The organism is Leclercia sp. UBA5958 (assembly GCF_002430365.1).
Classification (GTDB): Bacteria; Pseudomonadota; Gammaproteobacteria; order Enterobacterales; family Enterobacteriaceae; genus Enterobacter; species Enterobacter pneumoniae.
In genome coordinates, this window is sequence record NZ_DJCE01000004.1 from 223,457 (window position 1) to 241,927 (window position 18,471).

At 56.1% G+C, this 18,471-nt stretch carries 18 protein-coding genes; 8 read left to right on the forward strand and 10 right to left on the reverse strand.

Annotated features, from left to right (window positions below; translation table 11 throughout):
• Window positions 1-8: 8 nt before the first annotated feature.
• From lysM to qseB, 5 genes are all read right to left on the reverse strand, one after another.
• Entirely contained in the window at window positions 9-449 is a 441-nt protein-coding gene (gene lysM, locus B2Q93_RS05570; RefSeq protein ID WP_040074000.1) for a peptidoglycan-binding protein LysM, read from the reverse strand.
• Window positions 450-549: 100 nt separating this feature from the next.
• Window positions 550-864, reverse strand: coding sequence for a putative quinol monooxygenase (locus B2Q93_RS05575; RefSeq protein WP_040074001.1), 315 nt, complete (start codon window positions 862-864; stop codon window positions 550-552).
• Between the two features lie 29 nt (window positions 865-893).
• Window positions 894-1,475 (reverse strand): NAD(P)H-dependent oxidoreductase, encoded by a 582-nt coding sequence (locus B2Q93_RS05580; RefSeq protein WP_040074002.1) that lies wholly within the window; start codon window positions 1,473-1,475, stop codon window positions 894-896.
• A gap of 105 nt (window positions 1,476-1,580) precedes the next feature.
• Complete coding sequence (qseC, locus tag B2Q93_RS05585; protein WP_286932151.1) at window positions 1,581-2,930, reverse strand: quorum sensing histidine kinase QseC; 1,350 nt, start codon at window positions 2,928-2,930, stop codon at window positions 1,581-1,583.
• Window positions 2,927-3,586 (reverse strand): quorum sensing response regulator transcription factor QseB, encoded by a 660-nt coding sequence (qseB, locus tag B2Q93_RS05590; protein ID WP_286932153.1) that lies wholly within the window; start codon window positions 3,584-3,586, stop codon window positions 2,927-2,929. Before qseB ends, qseC begins: the two co-directional genes overlap by 4 nt.
• Window positions 3,587-3,724: 138 nt before the next feature.
• Here qseB and B2Q93_RS05595 point away from each other — a divergent pair, with 138 nt between their 5' ends.
• From B2Q93_RS05595 to B2Q93_RS05615, 5 genes are all read left to right on the forward strand, one after another.
• A complete protein-coding gene (locus tag B2Q93_RS05595; RefSeq protein ID WP_286932155.1) occupies window positions 3,725-4,132 on the forward strand; it encodes a YgiW/YdeI family stress tolerance OB fold protein in 408 nt (135 codons plus the stop codon).
• A 119-nt stretch (window positions 4,133-4,251) separates the two neighbouring features.
• Window positions 4,252-6,510, forward strand: coding sequence for a DNA topoisomerase IV subunit A (gene parC, locus B2Q93_RS05600; protein ID WP_286808796.1), 2,259 nt, complete (start codon window positions 4,252-4,254; stop codon window positions 6,508-6,510).
• Window positions 6,511-6,679: 169 nt separating this feature from the next.
• Window positions 6,680-7,417 (forward strand): 1-acylglycerol-3-phosphate O-acyltransferase, encoded by a 738-nt coding sequence (gene plsC / locus B2Q93_RS05605; protein WP_040074007.1) that lies wholly within the window; start codon window positions 6,680-6,682, stop codon window positions 7,415-7,417.
• A gap of 57 nt (window positions 7,418-7,474) precedes the next feature.
• The gene (ftsP, locus tag B2Q93_RS05610; RefSeq protein ID WP_046885858.1) at window positions 7,475-8,887 is read left to right on the forward strand and encodes a cell division protein FtsP; all 1,413 of its coding nucleotides are present in this window, start codon (window positions 7,475-7,477) and stop codon (window positions 8,885-8,887) included.
• Window positions 8,888-9,079: 192 nt separating this feature from the next.
• Window positions 9,080-11,257: a YgiQ family radical SAM protein gene (locus B2Q93_RS05615; RefSeq protein WP_286932158.1), complete on the forward strand. Its 2,178-nt coding sequence runs from the start codon at window positions 9,080-9,082 to the stop codon at window positions 11,255-11,257.
• Window positions 11,258-11,264: 7 nt separating this feature from the next.
• On the opposite strand, the gene B2Q93_RS05620 is transcribed toward B2Q93_RS05615, so the two are convergent.
• The 3 genes from B2Q93_RS05620 to yqhD form a co-directional block, all read right to left on the reverse strand.
• Complete coding sequence (locus B2Q93_RS05620; RefSeq protein ID WP_286932160.1) at window positions 11,265-11,738, reverse strand: DUF3828 domain-containing protein; 474 nt, start codon at window positions 11,736-11,738, stop codon at window positions 11,265-11,267.
• Window positions 11,739-11,848: 110 nt separating this feature from the next.
• Complete coding sequence (gene dkgA / locus B2Q93_RS05625) at window positions 11,849-12,676, reverse strand: 2,5-didehydrogluconate reductase DkgA (protein ID WP_040074011.1); 828 nt, start codon at window positions 12,674-12,676, stop codon at window positions 11,849-11,851.
• A gap of 107 nt (window positions 12,677-12,783) precedes the next feature.
• Window positions 12,784-13,947 carry an alcohol dehydrogenase gene (gene yqhD, locus B2Q93_RS05630; protein ID WP_286932163.1) on the reverse strand — a complete coding sequence of 388 codons (1,164 nt, stop codon included), beginning with the start codon at window positions 13,945-13,947 and terminating at the stop codon, window positions 12,784-12,786.
• Between the two features lie 194 nt (window positions 13,948-14,141).
• On the opposite strand from yqhD, the gene B2Q93_RS05635 reads away from it, so the two are divergent.
• Window positions 14,142-15,041: an AraC family transcriptional regulator gene (locus B2Q93_RS05635; RefSeq protein ID WP_040074013.1), complete on the forward strand. Its 900-nt coding sequence runs from the start codon at window positions 14,142-14,144 to the stop codon at window positions 15,039-15,041.
• A 27-nt stretch (window positions 15,042-15,068) separates the two neighbouring features.
• Here the strand turns inward: B2Q93_RS05635 and yghB are convergent, their stop codons facing one another.
• Window positions 15,069-15,728, reverse strand: a complete 660-nt coding sequence (gene yghB / locus B2Q93_RS05640; protein ID WP_286808803.1) for a DedA family general envelope maintenance protein YghB — start codon at window positions 15,726-15,728, stop codon at window positions 15,069-15,071.
• 141 nt (window positions 15,729-15,869) lie between these two features.
• Window positions 15,870-17,057 carry a cystathionine beta-lyase gene (metC, locus tag B2Q93_RS05645; protein ID WP_046886005.1) on the reverse strand — a complete coding sequence of 396 codons (1,188 nt, stop codon included), beginning with the start codon at window positions 17,055-17,057 and terminating at the stop codon, window positions 15,870-15,872.
• Window positions 17,058-17,306: 249 nt separating this feature from the next.
• Here metC and exbB point away from each other — a divergent pair, with 249 nt between their 5' ends.
• Window positions 17,307-18,038, forward strand: coding sequence for a tol-pal system-associated acyl-CoA thioesterase (gene exbB / locus B2Q93_RS05650; RefSeq protein WP_040074016.1), 732 nt, complete (start codon window positions 17,307-17,309; stop codon window positions 18,036-18,038).
• A gap of 4 nt (window positions 18,039-18,042) precedes the next feature.
• Entirely contained in the window at window positions 18,043-18,468 is a 426-nt protein-coding gene (gene exbD / locus B2Q93_RS05655; protein WP_040074017.1) for a TonB system transport protein ExbD, read from the forward strand.
• Window positions 18,469-18,471 lie beyond the last annotated feature (3 nt).

An 18,471-nucleotide genomic window follows, 5' to 3' on the forward strand; every position in this document is an offset into this window, starting at 1 on the left:
CTCAGACGTTATGCTTTAGGAATACGCAGCGTCTGACCCGGGTAGATTTTGTCGGGGCTGGAGAGCATCGGGCGGTTAGCCTCGAAGATTTTGTTGTACTGATTGGCATCGCCGTACACGGTTTTGGAGATGGCGCTCAGGGTATCGCCCGATTTTACCGTGTAGTAGGTGGCTTCATCTTTGGTATCGGAAGCGGTGATGTTGTTTTCCACTTCGCTAACGCCCGCAATGTTACCTACGGCAACCTGAATCTTCTCTTTCTGCTCCTGGGTGAGGCCATCGCCGGTCACGCTGGCTTTACCGTCGGTGACGTTGACCTGAACCTTCTCGGCGCCAGGTATGTTGAGTTTTTTGAGATGTTCGGTGACTTTTTCGCCCTGGTTTTTATGGTCCGTCAAATTGTCCCAGAGTTTTTCACCTGCTTCTTTAACGAAGTTAAAAATGCCCATACTACCCCTCCTGTTAGATATGAAGACAGAATAAGCATAGCAGGCAAAGGGAAAGTTAATCAGTCTTCACCGATGAGGGAGAAGACTGATTAGGATTACATCAAGCCGCAGGCTCGAGGATGCGAATGTGTGTTTCCAGCACATCACCTTTAACGGCATCGCTCCAGGCTTTCATGTGCGGCGTCTGCAGGTGGGCTTCAAGATGGGCCACGGTTTCCCACTGTTCTACCATGATAATGGAGTCTGGCGCGGTGGCCTGGAAGCTGGCGCTGGTAGCAGCATCCACCATCGGCGCATAGCCGTGGCAGCCCTCTTCTTGCAAAACGGTGGGGATAATTTTTGCAAACTGATCCAACACCGCCTGGCGGTGGTGTTGACCAGGGCGGGTGCGGATTTCAGCAATAATGGTAAGCATGATGTTTTCTCCTGATAACAGGCTTCCAGTTAAGCAAAAATTTCCGCCAGATGCTTGCGATATTCTGCGATATAACGCGGCACGTCAGGCATTTTAATGACATCGTTAACGATAAAGGTTGGCAGGCTTTCCATTCCGAGGAACTGGTTGGCTTTGTGGAAAGGCAGATAGGCACCGTCTACGCCTACTCCTTCAAAGAACTGATCCGGGTCGGTGAAGGCATCCAGCGGGGCATTCCAGGTCAGGGAAAGCATATACTTTTTGCCCTGAATCAGGCCGCCTGAACCATATTTTTTAGACGCATCTGAACGGGTACGGCCGTCGCTGGCATACAGGGAGCCGTGACCTTCGGTGAAGACGTCATCCATATACTTTTTCACAGTCCATGGCGCGCCCATCCACCAGCCCGGCATCTGCCAGATAACGACATCGGCCCAGAGAAAGTTCTGCACTTCCGTTTTCACATCATAGTCGCCGTCTGCGCGGACGACTTTAACATCATGCCCGGCGTCGCGCAGAAAACCATCCGCGACCTCGGTCAGGGTGTCGTTCAGTTGGCCTTTTGAGTGCGCGAACTCTTTCGCGCCATTGATAATCAGTACGTTGCTCATTATTTGTCCTCGGTGGTGAGAGTATGCCGAGTATTCTACGCGCGAGAACGGAGCGGAAAAATGAGCAAAATGTGCATAGTCTTTTGCGTTATACGCAATAATCGCTTACCAGCTAACCTGGACTTCAACGCCAGCGTCGGCTGCATTTCTCAGCGAGACGTGCATTCCGTGCAGGGTGGCGATGCGTTTCACAATCGATAAGCCCAGTCCGCTGCCGGTGGCATCCTGTCCCGGCGGACGATAAAAGCGTTCACCGATCCGCGCCAGCGCGTCGGGTGAGATACCGGGGCCGTTGTCACGCACGATGAAGCTGCGGCTATCCAGCGTCACGTCCACGACGCTACCGCGCGGGCTGTAACGTATGGCGTTATCCAGCAGATTACGCACCAGCAGACTGAGGAGCAGTTGTTGCCCCATGCGTTTCACCTCTGGTGCATTGATATGCAGACGTAGATCGATGCCCGCCTGCTGCGCCGGATGATAGCTCTCCATCACCGCCGACTGGAGTAAATCAGCCAGTAAGAGGGGTTCTACTCCGTCCAGGTTATCCAGCGAATCCAGACGCGACAGCGTGAGGAGTTGATCGACCAGCCGGGAGGCGCGGTCGATACCGGCATGCAGCTGCGCCAGCGCTTTTTCCTGGGCCTGCGGGTCGTCAAGGGAGAGCTGCGCCACGTCGGTCTGTACCTTCAGGGCGGCCAGCGGACTGCGTAGCTCGTGGGCGGCGTCCGAGGTAAAGCGACGCTCGCGGCTCATCATCGCCTGGGTGCGGGCAAACAGTTGATTCAGCGCGTCGAGAAGAGGCCGTACTTCCGTGGGGACCCCCTCCGTCGGCAGCTTGTCGGTGGCATCGGGTGAACGTGTACGCAATGTCTGCGCCAGCTTTTTCAGCGGCTTTAGCTCGCGGCTTAACAGAAGGATAAGCAATAGCAGCATCACGGGTAGGGCCACCAGCCACGGCGTGAGCTGAGAAGTCACCACCTCCAGCGCCATCTCCTCGCGATACTCCCACTCCTGACCCACCACAATACGGTATTTGCCATCCGGGGAGGTCAGCCACAGAAAGCGCCACGCATCGTTGTCATCTTCGAGGTGTCCGTTGGTAAAGCCATCCCGCCGCCAGCGATACGGGATCTCCTGCCCGTTTTCCCCATCGTGTAGTACCCGCTTCCCCTCAGGGGTAAAGATGGCGAACGCCAGGGCGTCGTCATCCAGATGACCATGCCGGGCTTTTTCCGGCACGTCGCGCAGGCGTGCAGAGGCGTTTAGCTCATCGAGATCCATCGTCAGCAGGCGTTTAGCAAATAACATCTGCTGGGTATCGAACAGCTTATCAAGCTTGTCAGTGGTCTGCTGCCAGGCCACCACGCTTGCTGCCAGCCAGGCCGCCAGGGCCAGTATCAGAAAGAGAAAGGTGAGCCGCAGCTTCAGGCTCAGGCGTTGGGTCAGTTTCATGCGTCACCCAGGGTATAACCGATGCCATGCACGGTGCGGATAAACTCGCTACCGAGCTTGCGGCGTAAATGGTGAATATGTACTTCAATGGCATTGCTCGACACGTCGTCGTCCCAGGTGTAGAGCTTCTCTTCGATCTGTTTACGTGGTAACACGCACCCGGCATTGCGCAGCAGGAGCTCCAGCAGGGCAAACTCTTTCGGCTTCAGCACCAGCGGAGCACCCTCCAGCGTCGCAACCAGCCTGGCCGGATCCAGCGCCACCTTGCCGTGCTGAAGCAGGCTCTGGCTCTGACCATGGCTGCGGCGCACCAGCGCCTCCAGACGGGCCGCGACTTCGATAAGGGCAAAGGGTTTACAAAGATAATCATCGGCCCCCAGACGTAACCCCTCCACGCGCTGTTCAAGCGCATCGCGGGCGGTGAGGATCAGCACCGGCTCGCTGCGCCTCTGGTCGCGCCAGGCGCGCAGGATCGCCAGCCCATCCATCCCTGGCAGAGTCAGGTCTAAAACCACCGCGTCGTAAGGGGCGCTGAGAAGCGCCGCCTGCCCGGTGTGGCCGTCGGTGAACCAGTCGACGCTAAAGCCCATTTTGGTGAGGCCCGCTTTGATGCCATCCCCGATAAGCTTGTCATCTTCTACCAGTAAAATGCGCATATTCCCTCCTTGATGCCGTCAGTAAACCCTCTGCTTCAGCCTGCTGTACAGTAAAAATAAATAAATTTTCCCCTTAAGAAGTTGTTAAGGTTTACCCTGTTTAATGGATTGCGAAACGACATTAAAGGGAGAGTTAAGATGAAAAAATATGCTGCAATTGCTGCCATCATGATGATGACCACGGCCCCGGTCTTTGCTGCCCAGGGGGGCTTTAACGGCCCGACAGCCGCACCGGCTCAGACGCAAACCGAGACCCAGAAGGGCGGTTTTGTCGATAACGACGCTAATCTGACCACGGCGGCAAAAGTGAAAGATCTGAAAGACGACAGCTGGGTGAAGCTGCGCGGAAATATCGCTCAGCGCCTCTCTGACGACCGTTATACCTTCCGCGATGAGAGCGGCACGGTAGACGTCGAGATCGACCACAAACGCTGGAACGGCGTGACGGTGACCCCGCAGGATAAAGTGGAAATTCAGGGTAAAGTCGATAAAGAGTGGAACGAGTTTGAAATTGACGTGAAGCAGGTCATCAAACTGAACAAATAACCCTAAAAAGGACCGCTTAGCCGGTCCTTTTTCTTTGTGACTCAACACGCCAGATAGGGTAGTATCTGCGGCAATATTGCCTGAAGCCAACAGGTTTCTGAGTTGAGGAATCACAATTAATGAGCGATATGGCAGAGCGCCTCGCGCTACATGAATTTACCGAAAACGCCTACCTGAACTACTCCATGTACGTCATCATGGACAGGGCGTTACCCTTTATTGGCGATGGCCTGAAGCCGGTTCAGCGTCGCATCGTTTATGCGATGTCCGAGCTGGGGCTGAGCGCCAGCGCCAAGTTCAAAAAATCCGCCCGTACCGTTGGTGACGTGCTGGGTAAATACCATCCGCACGGCGACAGCGCCTGCTATGAGGCGATGGTACTGATGGCCCAGCCGTTCTCTTACCGCTATCCGCTGGTCGATGGCCAGGGGAACTGGGGTGCGCCGGACGACCCGAAATCCTTTGCGGCGATGCGTTATACCGAATCGCGCCTGTCAAAATATGCGGAAGTGCTGCTGGGCGAGCTCGGCCAGGGTACCGTTGACTGGGTACCTAACTTCGACGGTACGATGCAGGAGCCCAAAATGCTGCCTGCGCGTCTGCCAAATATCCTGCTGAACGGCACCACCGGTATCGCCGTGGGCATGGCGACGGACATTCCGCCGCACAACCTGCGCGAAGTGGCGAAAGCCGCCATTACCCTGATTGAACAGCCTAAAACCTCGCTGGACGAGCTGCTGGATATCGTGCAGGGGCCAGACTACCCGACCGAAGCCGAGATCATTACCTCCCGCGCGGAGATCCGCAAAATCTACCAGAGCGGCCGCGGCTCTGTCCGTATGCGTGCGGTATGGAGTAAAGAGGACGGCGCCGTGGTGATCACCGCGCTGCCGCATCAGGTCTCTGGCGCGAAAGTGTTGGAGCAGATCGCCGCCCAGATGCGCAATAAAAAGCTGCCGATGGTCGACGACCTGCGCGATGAGTCGGACCACGAGAACCCAACTCGTCTGGTGATTGTGCCGCGCTCTAACCGCGTGGACATGGAACAGGTGATGAACCACCTCTTCGCCACCACCGATCTGGAAAAAAGCTACCGCATTAACCTGAACATGATCGGCCTGGACGGGCGCCCGGCGGTGAAAAATCTGCTGGAGATCCTCACCGAATGGCTGGCGTTCCGCCGCGATACGGTGCGTCGCCGTCTGAATCACCGTCTGGAAAAAGTCCTTCGACGCCTGCATATCCTCGAAGGTTTGCTGGTGGCGTTCCTCAATATCGATGAAGTCATTGAGATCATCCGTACCGAGGATGAGCCGAAGCCGGCGCTGATGTCGCGCTTTGGCATCAGTGAAACCCAGGCCGAAGCGATCCTTGAACTGAAACTGCGCCATCTCGCCAAACTGGAAGAGATGAAGATCCGCGGTGAGCAGAACGAACTGGAAAAAGAGCGCGATCAGCTGCAGGCGATTCTGGCCTCCGAGCGCAAGATGAACACCCTACTGAAGAAAGAGCTGCAGGCCGATGCCGATGCCTTTGGCGACGATCGTCGCTCTCCGCTCCATGAGCGCGAAGAGGCGAAGGCGATGAACGAGCACGACATGCTGCCGTCCGAGCCGGTGACCATTGTGCTTTCCCAGAGCGGCTGGGTACGTAGCGCCAAAGGTCACGATATCGACGCGCCGGGCCTGAGCTACAAAGCGGGCGATAGCTACAAAGCGGCGGTGAAAGGGAAGAGCAACCAGCCGGTCGCCTTTATCGACACCACCGGACGCAGCTATGCCATTGACCCGATTACGTTGCCATCGGCACGCGGACAGGGTGAGCCGCTCACCGGCAAGCTGACGCTGCCGCCGGGGGCAACCGTTGAGCATATGCTGATGGAGGCCGAAGAGCAGAAATTGCTGATGGCTTCTGACGCGGGCTACGGCTTTATCTGTACCTTCAATGACCTGATTTCGCGCAACCGTGCCGGTAAAGCGCTGATCAGCCTGCCGGACAACGCCCATGTGATGCCGCCGCTGATCGTTGAGAACGAAAGCGACATGCTGCTGGCGATCAGCCAGGCCGGCCGTATGCTGATGTTCCCGGTCAGCGACCTGCCAGAGCTGTCGAAAGGCAAGGGCAACAAGATCATCAACATCCCTTCCGCTGAAGCTGCCAAAGGCGAAGATGGCCTGGCGCACCTGATGATTTTGCCGCCGCAGAGCACGCTGACCATTCACGTCGGCAAGCGTAAAATCAAGCTGCGTCCGGAAGAGCTGCAGAAGGTGGTGGGCGAGCGCGGACGTCGCGGTTCGCTGATGCGCGGCCTGCAGCGTATCGACCGCATTGAGGTTGACGCGCCTAAGGCGTCGCGCGCAGGCGATAGCGAAGAATAACGCCATTTTCCCCCTCCGTTCTGGAGGGGGATCTCGCTAAAATTTCCTGTAAAGCCGTTGTTAATTCGTGCGTTGCGATTAACAATACGGGTTTGCGGATCCGTTCGTAATCCAGGTCCTGACTGAAATTGACATACCATTATCCGCTGTCAGGGCTTTTGAGGTCGCTATGCTATTAATTATTCGAATCATTCTTACCGTCATCTACTGCATTCTGGTCTGTATTTTTGGCTCTATCTGGTGTTTGTTCAGCCCGCGTAATCCAAAACATGTCGCGACGTTTGGCCATATGTTTGGCCGTTTATCGCCGCTGTTCGGCCTGAAAGTGGAGCTGCGCAAACCCGAGGGGGCAGAGCAGTATGGCAACGCTATCTATATCGCCAACCATCAGAACAATTACGATATGGTCACCGCCGCCAAGATTGTGCAGCCGCCGACGGTGACCGTCGGGAAAAAAAGCCTGCTGTGGATCCCGTTCTTCGGCCAGCTTTACTGGCTGACCGGCAATCTGCTGATCGACCGTAATAACCGCGCCAAAGCGCACAGCACCATTGCTGAAGTGGTCAATCACTTCAAAAAACGCAAGATTTCAATCTGGATGTTCCCGGAAGGTACTCGCAGCCGTGGTCGCGGCCTGCTGCCGTTTAAAACGGGCGCATTTCACGCCGCTATTGCGGCAGGTGTTCCAATTATTCCTGTGTGCGTTTCCAATACTTCGAATAAGATTAATCTTAACCGCCTGAATAATGGGCTGGTGATTGTCGAAATGCTGCCGCCTGTCGACGTTAGCAAGTATGGCAAAGATCAGGTGCGTGAACTGGCAACCCACTGCCGTGAGCTCATGCTGAATAAGTATGAGGCACTCAATAAAGAAGTTGCTGAAAGAGAAGCTGCCGGCAAGGTTTAAGCCGGATGAAAGGGAAACGACTTCCCGCCTTGTTCGTTTGTATTACATGGAGCCAATATGTCACTCAGTCGCCGTCAGTTTATTCAGGCATCCGGAATCGCCTTGTGTGCAGGTGCGGTTCCACTGAGGGCAAACGCCGCCGGGCAGCAACAGCCGCTGCCCATCCCGCCGTTACTCGAATCCCGTCGTGGTCAGCCCCTTTTTCTGACGCTGCAACGGAGCCACTGGTCCTTTAGCCAGGGCACACGTGCGCCCGTCTGGGGTATTAATGGCCGCTATCTCGGGCCGACGGTGCGTGTCTGGAGCGGCGATGACGTGAAGCTGATCTACAGCAACCGTCTGGCCGAAAACGTCGCCATGACCATCAGCGGTTTGCAGGTGCCAGGCCCGCTGCTGGGTGGCGCGCCGCGCATGATGTCCCCGAGCGCCGACTGGGCGCCGGTGCTGCCAGTGCGCCAGCGTGCGGCGACGCTCTGGTATCATGCGAATACCCCGAACCGCACGGCCCAGCAGGTTTACAACGGCCTGGCGGGAATGTGGTTGATTGAGGACGAGGTCAGCAAATCGCTGCCTATTCCGAACCACTACGGCGTGGATGATTTCCCGATTATTATCCAGGATAAACGGCTGGATAATTTCGGCACGCCTGAATACAGCGAGCCGGGCAGCGGAGGCTTTGTGGGTGACACCCTGCTGGTTAACGGTGCCCAGAGCCCATACGTTGAGGTATCCCGCGGCTGGGTGCGTCTGCGCTTGCTGAACGCCTCAAACTCCCGACGCTATCAACTGCAAATGAGCGATGGTCGGGCCTTACACGTTATCGCGAGCGATCAGGGCTTTTTACCGGCACCGGTATCCGTTAAACAGCTGGCCCTGGCGCCGGGTGAACGTCGCGAAATTCTCGTGGATATGACCAACGGCGACGAAGTGTCGATTACCTGCGGTGAAGCGGCGGGTATTGTCGATCGTATTCGCGGCTTCTTTGAGCCCTCCAGTATTCTGGTGTCGACGCTGGTTTTAACCCTGCGCCCGACTGGCCTGTTACCGCTGGTGACCGACAGCCTGCCGATGCGTCTGCTGTCGGAAGAGATCCTCTCCGGGTCGCCGGTGCGCAGCCGGGATATCAGCCTGGGCGACGACCCGGGTATTAACGGGACGCTGTGGGACATTAACCGCATCGATATCACCGCTCAGCAGGGCACCTGGGAGCGCTGGACGGTGCGCGCGGACATGCCGCAGTCGTTCCATATCGAAGGGGTAAGCTTCCTGATCCGCAATGTGAATGGCGCGATGCCTTTCCCGGAAGACAGGGGCTGGAAAGATACGGTCTGGATCGACGGGCAGGTTGAGCTGCTGGTCTATTATGGTCAACCTTCCTGGCCGCACTTCCCGTTCCTGTTCCATAGCCAGACGCTGGAGATGGCGGATCGCGGCTCGGTGGGGCAGATGCTGGTGAACCCGGCGCCGTAAGTTTTACCCTCACCCCGGCCCTCTCCCGGAGGGAGAGGGAGAAAAAGGGCCTAAAACCGCATATGACCGTCCCCTCTCCCCTGGGGAGAGGGTTAGGGTGAGGGGAAAAAGCCCGCATATTCCCCCTTCAATTCCCCCACTGTTCCAGCGTATAATCCCGGCCCTTTTGTCTATTTTTTCTTCGGAAGCACTATGAGCGCAATCTCCTTGATCCAGCCGGATCGAGACCTCTTCTCCTGGCCGCAATACTGGGCAGCCTGTTTTGGACCGGCACCCTTTCTGCCAATGTCTCGTGAAGAGATGGATCAACTGGGCTGGGACAGTTGCGACATTATACTGGTGACCGGTGACGCCTACGTCGATCACCCGAGCTTCGGAATGGCCATCTGCGGCCGTATGCTGGAAGCGCAGGGCTTCCGCGTGGGAATCATCTCCCAGCCGGACTGGAACAGCAAAGACGACTTTATGCGTCTGGGCAAACCCAACCTCTTTTTCGGCGTGACTGCGGGCAACATGGACTCCATGATTAACCGCTACACCGCTGATCGTAAACTGCGTCATGACGACGCCTATACCGCCGACAACGTGGCAGGTAAACGTCCCGATCGCGCCACGCTCGTCTATACCCAACGATGCAAAGAAGCCTGGAAAGAGGTGCCGGTCATCCTCGGCGGAATTGAAGCGAGCCTGCGCCGTACCGCGCATTACGATTACTGGTCTGATACCGTGCGCCGCTCGGTGCTGGTGGATTCAAAAGCCGACATGCTGATCTTCGGTAACGGTGAGCGTCCGCTGGTGGAAGTCGCCCACCGTCTCGCCCAGGGCGAGCCGGTAGGGAACATCCGCGATGTACGTAACACGGCGATCATGGTCAAAGAGGCGCTGCCGGGCTGGAGCGGAGTCGATTCCCGTATCATCGATATGCCGGGCAAAATCGATCCGATCCCACACCCATACGGCGACGATCTGCCCTGTGCAGATAACAAACCGGTTGAACCCAAAAAAGCCGAAGCGAAAGCCGTTGTGGTTCAGCCGCCGCGTCCGAAGCCCTGGGAAAAGACCTACGTTCTGCTCCCGTCCTTCGAGAAGGTCAAAAGCGACAAAGTGCTGTACGCCCATGCCTCCCGTATACTGCACCACGAAACCAACCCGGGGTGCGCGCGTGCACTGATGCAAAAGCACGGGGAACGTTATATCTGGGTTAACCCGCCGGCGATCCCGCTCTCTACCGAAGAGATGGACAGCGTCTTTGCGCTGCCGTACAAGCGTGTGCCGCACCCCTCATACGGTAACGCCCGCATACCGGCCTATGAGATGATCCGTTTTTCGGTCAATATTATGCGTGGCTGTTTTGGTGGCTGCTCCTTCTGCTCCATTACCGAGCACGAAGGGCGCATTATTCAGAGCCGTTCCGAAGAGTCGATCGTTAACGAAATCGAAGCCATTCGCGACACCGTGCCGGGCTTTACCGGCGTGATCTCCGATCTCGGCGGCCCGACCGCCAACATGTACATGCTGCGCTGTAAGTCGCCGCGCGCGGAGCAGACCTGTCGTCGTTTATCCTGTGTCTATCCGAGCATTTGCGAGCACATGGACACCAACCACGAGCCGACGATCAACCTCTATCGCCGAGCCCGCGATCTGAAAGGCATCAAGAAGATCCTGATCGCCTCCGGCGTGCGTTACGACATCGCCGTGGAAGATCCGCGTTATATCAAAGAGCTGGCGACGCACCACGTCGGTGGTTATCTGAAGATTGCCCCGGAGCACACGGAAGAAGGCCCGCTGTCGAAGATGATGAAGCCGGGGATGGGCAGCTACGATCGCTTCAAAGAGCTGTTTGACACCTACTCAAAGCAGGCGGGCAAAGAGCAGTATCTGATCCCGTACTTCATTTCCGCGCACCCCGGCACGCGAGATGAAGACATGGTGAATCTGGCCCTGTGGCTGAAACAGCGTCGCTTCCGTCTGGATCAGGTGCAGAACTTCTACCCGTCGCCGCTCGCGAATTCGACCACCATGTATTACACCGGCAAGAACCCGCTGAGTAAGATTGGTTATAAAAGTGAAGAGGTGGTGGTGCCGAGAGGGGACAAACAGCGCCGTCTGCATAAAGCGCTGTTGCGTTATCACGATCCGGCTAACTGGCCGCTGATCCGTCAGGCGCTGGAAGAGATGGGTAAAAAGCACTTGATCGGTTCTCGCCGCGACTGCCTGGTACCCGCGCCAACGCTCGACGAGATGCGCGAAGCACGTCGTCAGAATCGCCATACGCGTCCGGCGCTGACCAAACACACGCCGATTGCGCATCAGCGTTCTCATGGCAGCGCAGGGGTTAAGCAGCCGGCGAAGCGTAAAGCCTCATCTTAATCGACTCTCAGGACGATTTTCGGCTGGCCTGTTTCACCAGGCTGGCCGACACTTCCTGCAGTTTCATTTTCAGGCTGCCCATCTCCGGGTAGACGAAATCATCGATCTTCCATGACATCCCGTCCGGGACAAGCTTCAGGATCAGCGTCCGTTCCCTCTCCTCGGATAGCGTATAAAACACCTGCAGGACAGTCTCATGTCTCCCGCGCTTGTCAGGGCTAACGCCGGAAACCTTCTGCAGCTTCACTTCCCCGTCCTGACAGCCGCACAGCGGATTGAAGTTCAGGTAGGGCACCTTATCGTGCGGCGTGACACGGATGTTTTCATGCAGGATATTTCTCATGGCCGGAGAGTAGAGCTGCTCCAGATTCACCCCATCGTCGTTATACAGCAGGGTAATAAAATCCTGTGGGGATTGAGCAGGCTGCGCCCAGGTAAAAAAAGGCAGCAGAGCGAGAGAGATCGCGAGACGTTTTTTCATTGAAAAATCCTTTTTCAGTGTAGGGAAAACGTCCCGATATTAAATGCACTCCTGATCTTCAGTCAGGCCGAAAATAACAACCCCCGGTATAACCGGGGGCTTTTCGGAATTTAACCACCAAACTGATCGGGATCCGGGCCTAGCCGCTTGCCCTGTTCTAGCTTCGCTATCTCGCCCAGCTCATCTTTATCGAGGCGGAAGTCCCAGACGTTGAAGTTCTCGACAATACGCGAAGGGGTGACCGATTTCGGGATCACCACCAGACCGCAGTCGAGGTGCCAGCGAATGACAATCTGCGCCGGGGTTTTGCCATACTTCTCGGCCAGATCGCGAATAATCTTCTGATCAAACACCCCTTCGCCGCCCTGCGCCAGTGGGCTCCAGGATTCGGTCTGGATTTTGTGAGTTGCATTCCAGGCATGAAGCTGACGCTGCTGCATCAGCGGGTGGAGCTCAATCTGGTTAATCACCGGGGCGACGCCCGTTTCATCAATCAGACGTTGCAGGTGATGGACCTGGAAATTGCAAACGCCAATGCTCTTTGCCAGACCCGATTTTTGCAGTTCGATAAGCCCTTTCCAGGCCTCTACGTAGTGGTCAATCGCCGGGACCGGCCAGTGCATCAGATAGAGGTCGACGAAATCGAGTTGCAGCTTCTCCAGGCTCTCCTCTAACGCTTCGCGCGGGCGTTTCTGGTCATCGTTCCAGAGCTTGGTGGTGATAAAAAGCTCTTCGCGCGGCAAGCCAGCGCTGGCGAGCGCGGTGCCGACACCCTCTTCGTTTTTGTAGGCAGCAGCGGTATCAATTGATCGGTAGCCCACTTCCAGTGCTTTATGAATGGCGGACACGACTTCATCGTTACCGGCTTTCCATACGCCGAGCCCCAGCTGGGGCATTACGTTCCCGTCCTGAAGCTTGATTAAGGTTGGGTTTGCCATCTTTCCTCCTCCATTTGCTCAGCTACCGGGAGCGTGCCCCCGGCGGCGTGGTGTGCATTAAGTCTGGTCGAAATGCCGAAAAACGAAAGGCAGGCACGTAAAAACGCTTAGCGTGCGGCCTCGTAGATACGGCGGCTCACCTCCAGGGTGATATCTTTCTGCTCACCCAGTTGCGTCATGCCGTGCTCTTCAAGTTTTGCCAGCAGGGCAGGGATAGAGCTGCCGTCGAGGCCATAATTGGACAGGCGGGTCGGAGCGCCCATCTGCTCGAAGAAGTTACGGGTGGCGAGGATGGCTGCATCAATGCGCTCATCTTCGGTGCCGCGGGTGATGTTCCAGACGCGTTCTGCGTATTGCAGCAGTTTGGCGCGTTTGGTCTCGCGCTTCTCATTCCACAGGGCAGGCAGCACGACTGCCAGGGTCTGGGCGTGATCCAGCCCGTGCATTGCGGTCAGTTCATGCCCCAGCATATGGGTTGCCCAGTCCTGAGGGACGCCCGCGCCAATCAGGCCGTTCAGCGCCTGGGTCGCGGCCCACATGACGTTGGCACGCACATCGTAGTTTTCGGGTTCTGCCAGCGCTTTCGGGCCTTCTTCAATCAGCGTCAGCAGAATGCCTTCCGCGAAACGATCCTGAATTTTGCCATTTACCGGATACGTCACGTACTGCTCTACGGTGTGGACAAAGGCGTCCACAACGCCGTTGGCGACCTGGCGCGGCGGCAGCGTGTAGGTATAAACCGGATCCAGCACCGCGAAGACCGGCTGAACGTGTTCGTTCATAAAGGCCTGTTTGTCACCGGTGCTTTTACGGGAGATAACCGCCCCTTTGTTAGATTCTGAGCCGGTTGCCGGCAGCGTCAGCACGGAGCCCATCGGGATGGCGCTGGTAATGTTGCTCCCACCGGTTTGTAGGATCTCCCACGGGTCGATGCCGTCAGCATAGTGGGCCGCGGCGGCGATAAATTTGGTGCCATCCAGTACGGAGCCCCCGCCTACCGCCAGCAGGAAGGTAATTTGTTCATCGCGGGCGATCTTGACCGCATTCATCAGGGTTTCGTAGGACGGGTTCGGTTCAATACCGCCAAATTCACGCACATCCAGCCCTTGCAGCGCGCTGTAAACCTGATCCAGAACGCCGGTTTTTTTCACGCTGCCGCCGCCGTAGGTAATCAGAACGCGGGCGTCGGCCGGGATTTGGTCACGCAGATCAGCGATGGCACCTTTACCAAACAGGATGCGGGTTGGGGTATGGAGATTAAAATTGTTCATTGCTCGTGCCCTTAAGTGGGTGGAAAACGTGGCGGCGCAGAGTGCTGCCTGATGGTGTCCATTGTGAAGAGGGGGGGCGCGTCTCTCAATGCACATTCCTGCCGATGTCTTGCCCATTTCTACATCGCACTGGAGAAAATGCGAAAATATGCGCACAATGCCAGCATCAAAATCGCCCTCTGGAGCCCGCGAAAATGAACCGTCAGGAGACCTGTCAGCTATTAACGGCGCAGATTAACAGACTGAAAGTTAATGAAAATAATCTTAACCATCTGTTGCCCGATGTTCGTCTGCTTTACGGGACGCAACCCGGTACGCGTACGCCGGTGATGTATCAGCCAGGCATCGTTTTTCTCTTTTCCGGGCATAAAATTGGCTATATCAACGAGCGCGTGTTTCGTTACGACACCAACGAGTACCTGCTGCTCACCGTACCTTTACCCTTCGAATGTGAAACCTTCGCGACAGAGGCGGTACCGTTGGCAGGGATCCGCCTGAACGTGGATATTTTGCAGCTGCAGGAGCTGCTGATGGATATCGGCGAAGATGCGCTTTTCCGTCCGATGATGGCGGCGAGCGGCATCAATTCCGCGACCCTCACCGATGAGATCCTCTGTGCCATTGAACGTCTGCTGGATGTGATGGAGCGCCCGCTGGATGCCCGCATCCTGGGCAAGCAGATCATTCGTGAAATTCTGTATCACGTGCTGCTGGGGCCGGGCGGCGGCGCGTTACTGGCGCTGGTCAGCCGTCAGACGCACTTTAGTCTGATCAGCCGGGTGCTAAAACGGATCGAGAGTCAGTACACCGAAAACCTGAGCGTTGACCAACTGGCCGCCGAGGCAAACATGAGCGTTTCGGCGTTTCACCATAACTTTAAATCGGTGACCAGCACCTCGCCGCTGCAATATTTAAAAACCTATCGTTTGCATAAGGCGCGGATGATGATGATCCACGATGGCATGAAAGCCAGCGCGGCGGCGATGCGCGTAGGGTATGAGAGTGCGTCGCAATTCAGCCGCGAGTTTAAGCGCTATTTTGGTGTGACGCCGGGGGAAGATGCGGCCAGAATTCGTATGATGCAGGGGATGTAACACCCTCTCCTGTTGGAGAGGGCGAAATCAGGCGCGGCAGTATTTTTTGCGGATCACCACGACCAGGGTGCCGATTAAGCCTGCTACCAGAAGAAACAGAGGCAGAATCATCAGGAAGGTCATCACCTGGTCTTCGTGTCGTTTCACGAACGGAATCATGCTCAGGGCATAACCAAAGGTGGTGACGACCCCAACCCACAGCAGGGCACTTAACCAGTTAAAGAACTGAAAACGGCGATTCGACAGGCCTGAGATCCCCGCCATCGTCGGCAACAGGGTGCGGACAAAGGCCAGAAAACGCCCGGCCAGCAAGGCCAGCAGGCCATGTCGATCAAACATGCAGGTGGCGCGCTGGTGATATTTATGTGGCAACTGCGCCAGCCAACTCTTCACAATCCGTGTATTGCCCAGCCAGCGACCTTGCAGATAGCTCAACCAACAGCCGAGGCTGGCGGCGGAGGTCAAAATCACCATCGTGGGGGCGAAGTCCATAACGCCTTTGCCAATTAGCGCGCCTGCCAGAAGCAGCAGGCTGTCACCGGGTAAAAACGAGGCTGGCAGCAATCCATTTTCGAGAAACAGCGTTGCGAACATAACAAAATAGACAATCCCGACGATATGCGGGTCTGCCAGCGCTGCAAAATCGTGTTGCCAGAGCGCGGCAATAATTTCCTGGATGACAGCCATGGACTTTCCTGTGGAACAGCATGTATCGGTCTATTGTACTCCCATTTTCGCGCGCGGGGGTTGATCCCGGGCGCAACAAATACAGACATTTCTGCTGGTGGTGTGCAAAAAGAGGTCCAGGAGTCGTTTACAGCCCGCACTCTACACGATGCGCTCGAATCCTGCTGCTAAATCGGCAATTAAATCGTCCACGCTTTCCAGCCCAATGTGCAGACGGATCAGGGTGCCGGTAAAGTCGACCTCGCCGCCGGGCCGCAGTGCCTGGATCTGCTCTGGCTGATTTGGCAGGATCAATGATTCAAAGCCGCCCCAGGAGTAGGCCATGCTGAACAGCGTAAAGTTATCCAGGTAGTTAGCCAGTTCGTCGTCAGTCAGCCGTTTTTTCAATATAAAGGAGAAGAGGCCGCTACTGCCCGTAAAGTCACGTTGCCAAAACTCATGGCCCACGCTGCCCGGCAGCGCCGGATGGTTGACCCGCTCAACCTGCGGATGTCGCGCCAGCCACTGAGCCACCAACAGGCTACTTTCATGGTGCTGACGCAGGCGCACCGCAAGCGTACGCAGGCCACGGCTGGTCATATAGGCGGTATCGGCATCGACCATCTGCCCCATCAGATAGGCATTTTCGCGCAACTGTGCCCAGCAGCGTTCATTGGCGACCGCCGTGCCAATCATGCCGTCGGAGTGGCCAATCAGGTATTTCGTGGCGGCCTGAATAGAGATATCGATACCGAAGTCCAGGGCCTTAAACAGCACTCCCGCCGCCCATGTGTTATCAATCATGATAATGGCATCAGGCGCTTTACTGCGTACCGCCTTCACGATGGCGGGAACATCATGTACTTCCATGGTGATGGAGCCCGGTGATTCCAGGAATACGATGCGCGTATTCGGTTGAATACGTTCCGCAATCCCCGCCCCAATGGAGGGATCAAACCAGTCGGTAGTCACTCCCAGCTTGCTCAGAATTTTGGTACAGAAGTCCTGGCTCGGCTCGTAGGCGGTATTGGTCATCAGGATGTGATCACCCTGTTCGACAAACGCCAGTATCGTGTTGGCCACGGCCGCCGCGCCGCAGGGGAAGAGAGCACACCCTGCGCCGCCTTCCAGTTCACACATGGCTTCCTGCAATGAGAAGTGGGTCAGGGTACCGCGGCGTCCATAAAACAACTCACCGTTGGCACGGTTACGGGTGGCCTGTTTTTTGGCCTCGACGGTATCGAAGACTAAAGAGGAGGCGCGCTGAATGACGCTGTTAACGGAGCCGAGGGTATATTTTTTACTGCGTCCCGCCTGAACGAGGGCGGTATCAAGATGCTTCTCTGTCATGTTCGCGCAACCTGTTTTATACGTCTGGACGTCCAGACTATCATGAAAGTAAAAGTGTGTGCCTTCTTGCTGGAAGAATAAACAGATAATTTTTTAAAATAGGACGATGAAAGTTTTCCCTGCGTAAGCGCAAGGAAAAAACGGGCAAATTCATGCAGTATGCAAATACTAATGAGAACTACTATCAATTCGGAGATATTTTGATATTATTATGCTCAGAATTTGTGATTTGCGTCCTGGAGATACAGAGTGGGTAATAATTTGATGCAGACGGACCTCTCCGTCTGGGGCATGTACCATCATGCTGACATCGTGGTTAAGATTGTGATGATCGGCCTGATTCTGGCGTCCGTTGTCACCTGGGCCATCTTCTTCAGCAAGAGCGTGGAGCTCATCAGCCAGAAGCGTCGCCTTAAGCGCGAACAGCAGCAGCTGGCTGAAGCCCGCTCTCTGGATCAGGCCAGCGACATGACCTCCGCCTTCCACGCGAAAAGCCTGACCAGCCTTCTGGTTAATGAAGCTCAGAACGAGCTGGAACTCTCTGCAGGCAGTGAAGATAACGAAGGTATTAAAGAGCGTACAGGTTTCCGCCTGGAACGTCGCGTTGCTGCCGTGGGCCGTCATATGGGACGCGGTAACGGCTATCTGGCGACCATCGGGGCGATTTCGCCGTTCGTAGGTCTGTTCGGTACCGTCTGGGGCATCATGAACAGCTTTATCGGTATCGCTCAGACCCAGACCACTAACCTGGCGGTGGTAGCACCGGGTATCGCAGAAGCGCTGCTGGCTACGGCTATTGGTCTGGTGGCGGCAATCCCGGCCGTGGTTATCTATAACGTCTTTGCCCGCATGATTGGCAGCTACAAAGCCACGCTGGGCGATGTCGCCGCACAGGTTCTGCTGCTGCAAAGCCGTGACCTGGACCTCAACGCCAGCAATGTTAAGCCGGTGCATTCCTCGTCGAAACTGCGTGTAGGTTGATTGTATGGCGATGCGTCTTAATGAAAATCTGGACGATAACGGTGAAATGCATGAAATCAACGTAACGCCGTTCATCGACGTTATGCTGGTTCTGCTGATTATCTTCATGGTTGCTGCGCCGCTGGCGACGGTAGATGTGAAGGTAAATCTGCCGGCCTCCTCCAGCCAGCCACAGCCGCGTCCGGAAAAACCGATCTACCTGTCCGTTAAGGCAGATAAATCGATGTTCCTGGGCAATGACCCGGTGACCGATGCGTCTGTGATCCCGGCGCTCGACGCGCTGACGCAGGGCAAGAAAGACACGACGGTCTTCTTCCGCGCCGATAAAACCGTCGACTATGAAACCATGATGAAGGTAATGGACACGCTGCACCAGGCAGGTTATCTGAAGATTGGTCTGGTCGGCGAAGAGAAAACGGCAGCGAAATAAAAG

What these genes read in the sequence shown, in the direction of transcription:
- B2Q93_RS05580 (WP_040074002.1), bottom strand. Translation starts at nt 1,475, where the DNA reads ATGAGCAACGTACTGATTATCAATGGCGCGAAAGAGTTCGCGCACTCA.
- lysM (WP_040074000.1), bottom strand. Translation starts at nt 449, where the DNA reads ATGGGCATTTTTAACTTCGTTAAAGAAGCAGGTGAAAAACTCTGGGAC.
- dkgA (WP_040074011.1), bottom strand. Translation starts at nt 12,676, where the DNA reads ATGGCAAACCCAACCTTAATCAAGCTTCAGGACGGGAACGTAATGCCC.
- B2Q93_RS05620 (WP_286932160.1), bottom strand. Translation starts at nt 11,738, where the DNA reads ATGAAAAAACGTCTCGCGATCTCTCTCGCTCTGCTGCCTTTTTTTACC.
- metC (WP_046886005.1), bottom strand. Translation starts at nt 17,057, where the DNA reads ATGACAGAGAAGCATCTTGATACCGCCCTCGTTCAGGCGGGACGCAGT.
- plsC (WP_040074007.1), top strand. Translation starts at nt 6,680, where the DNA reads ATGCTATTAATTATTCGAATCATTCTTACCGTCATCTACTGCATTCTG.
- B2Q93_RS05615 (WP_286932158.1), top strand. Translation starts at nt 9,080, where the DNA reads ATGAGCGCAATCTCCTTGATCCAGCCGGATCGAGACCTCTTCTCCTGG.
- ftsP (WP_046885858.1), top strand. Translation starts at nt 7,475, where the DNA reads ATGTCACTCAGTCGCCGTCAGTTTATTCAGGCATCCGGAATCGCCTTG.
- yqhD (WP_286932163.1), bottom strand. Translation starts at nt 13,947, where the DNA reads ATGAACAATTTTAATCTCCATACCCCAACCCGCATCCTGTTTGGTAAA.
- B2Q93_RS05595 (WP_286932155.1), top strand. Translation starts at nt 3,725, where the DNA reads ATGAAAAAATATGCTGCAATTGCTGCCATCATGATGATGACCACGGCC.
- yghB (WP_286808803.1), bottom strand. Translation starts at nt 15,728, where the DNA reads ATGGCTGTCATCCAGGAAATTATTGCCGCGCTCTGGCAACACGATTTT.
- qseC (WP_286932151.1), bottom strand. Translation starts at nt 2,930, where the DNA reads ATGAAACTGACCCAACGCCTGAGCCTGAAGCTGCGGCTCACCTTTCTC.
- B2Q93_RS05635 (WP_040074013.1), top strand. Translation starts at nt 14,142, where the DNA reads ATGAACCGTCAGGAGACCTGTCAGCTATTAACGGCGCAGATTAACAGA.
- parC (WP_286808796.1), top strand. Translation starts at nt 4,252, where the DNA reads ATGAGCGATATGGCAGAGCGCCTCGCGCTACATGAATTTACCGAAAAC.
- B2Q93_RS05575 (WP_040074001.1), bottom strand. Translation starts at nt 864, where the DNA reads ATGCTTACCATTATTGCTGAAATCCGCACCCGCCCTGGTCAACACCAC.
- qseB (WP_286932153.1), bottom strand. Translation starts at nt 3,586, where the DNA reads ATGCGCATTTTACTGGTAGAAGATGACAAGCTTATCGGGGATGGCATC.
- exbD (WP_040074017.1), top strand. Translation starts at nt 18,043, where the DNA reads ATGGCGATGCGTCTTAATGAAAATCTGGACGATAACGGTGAAATGCAT.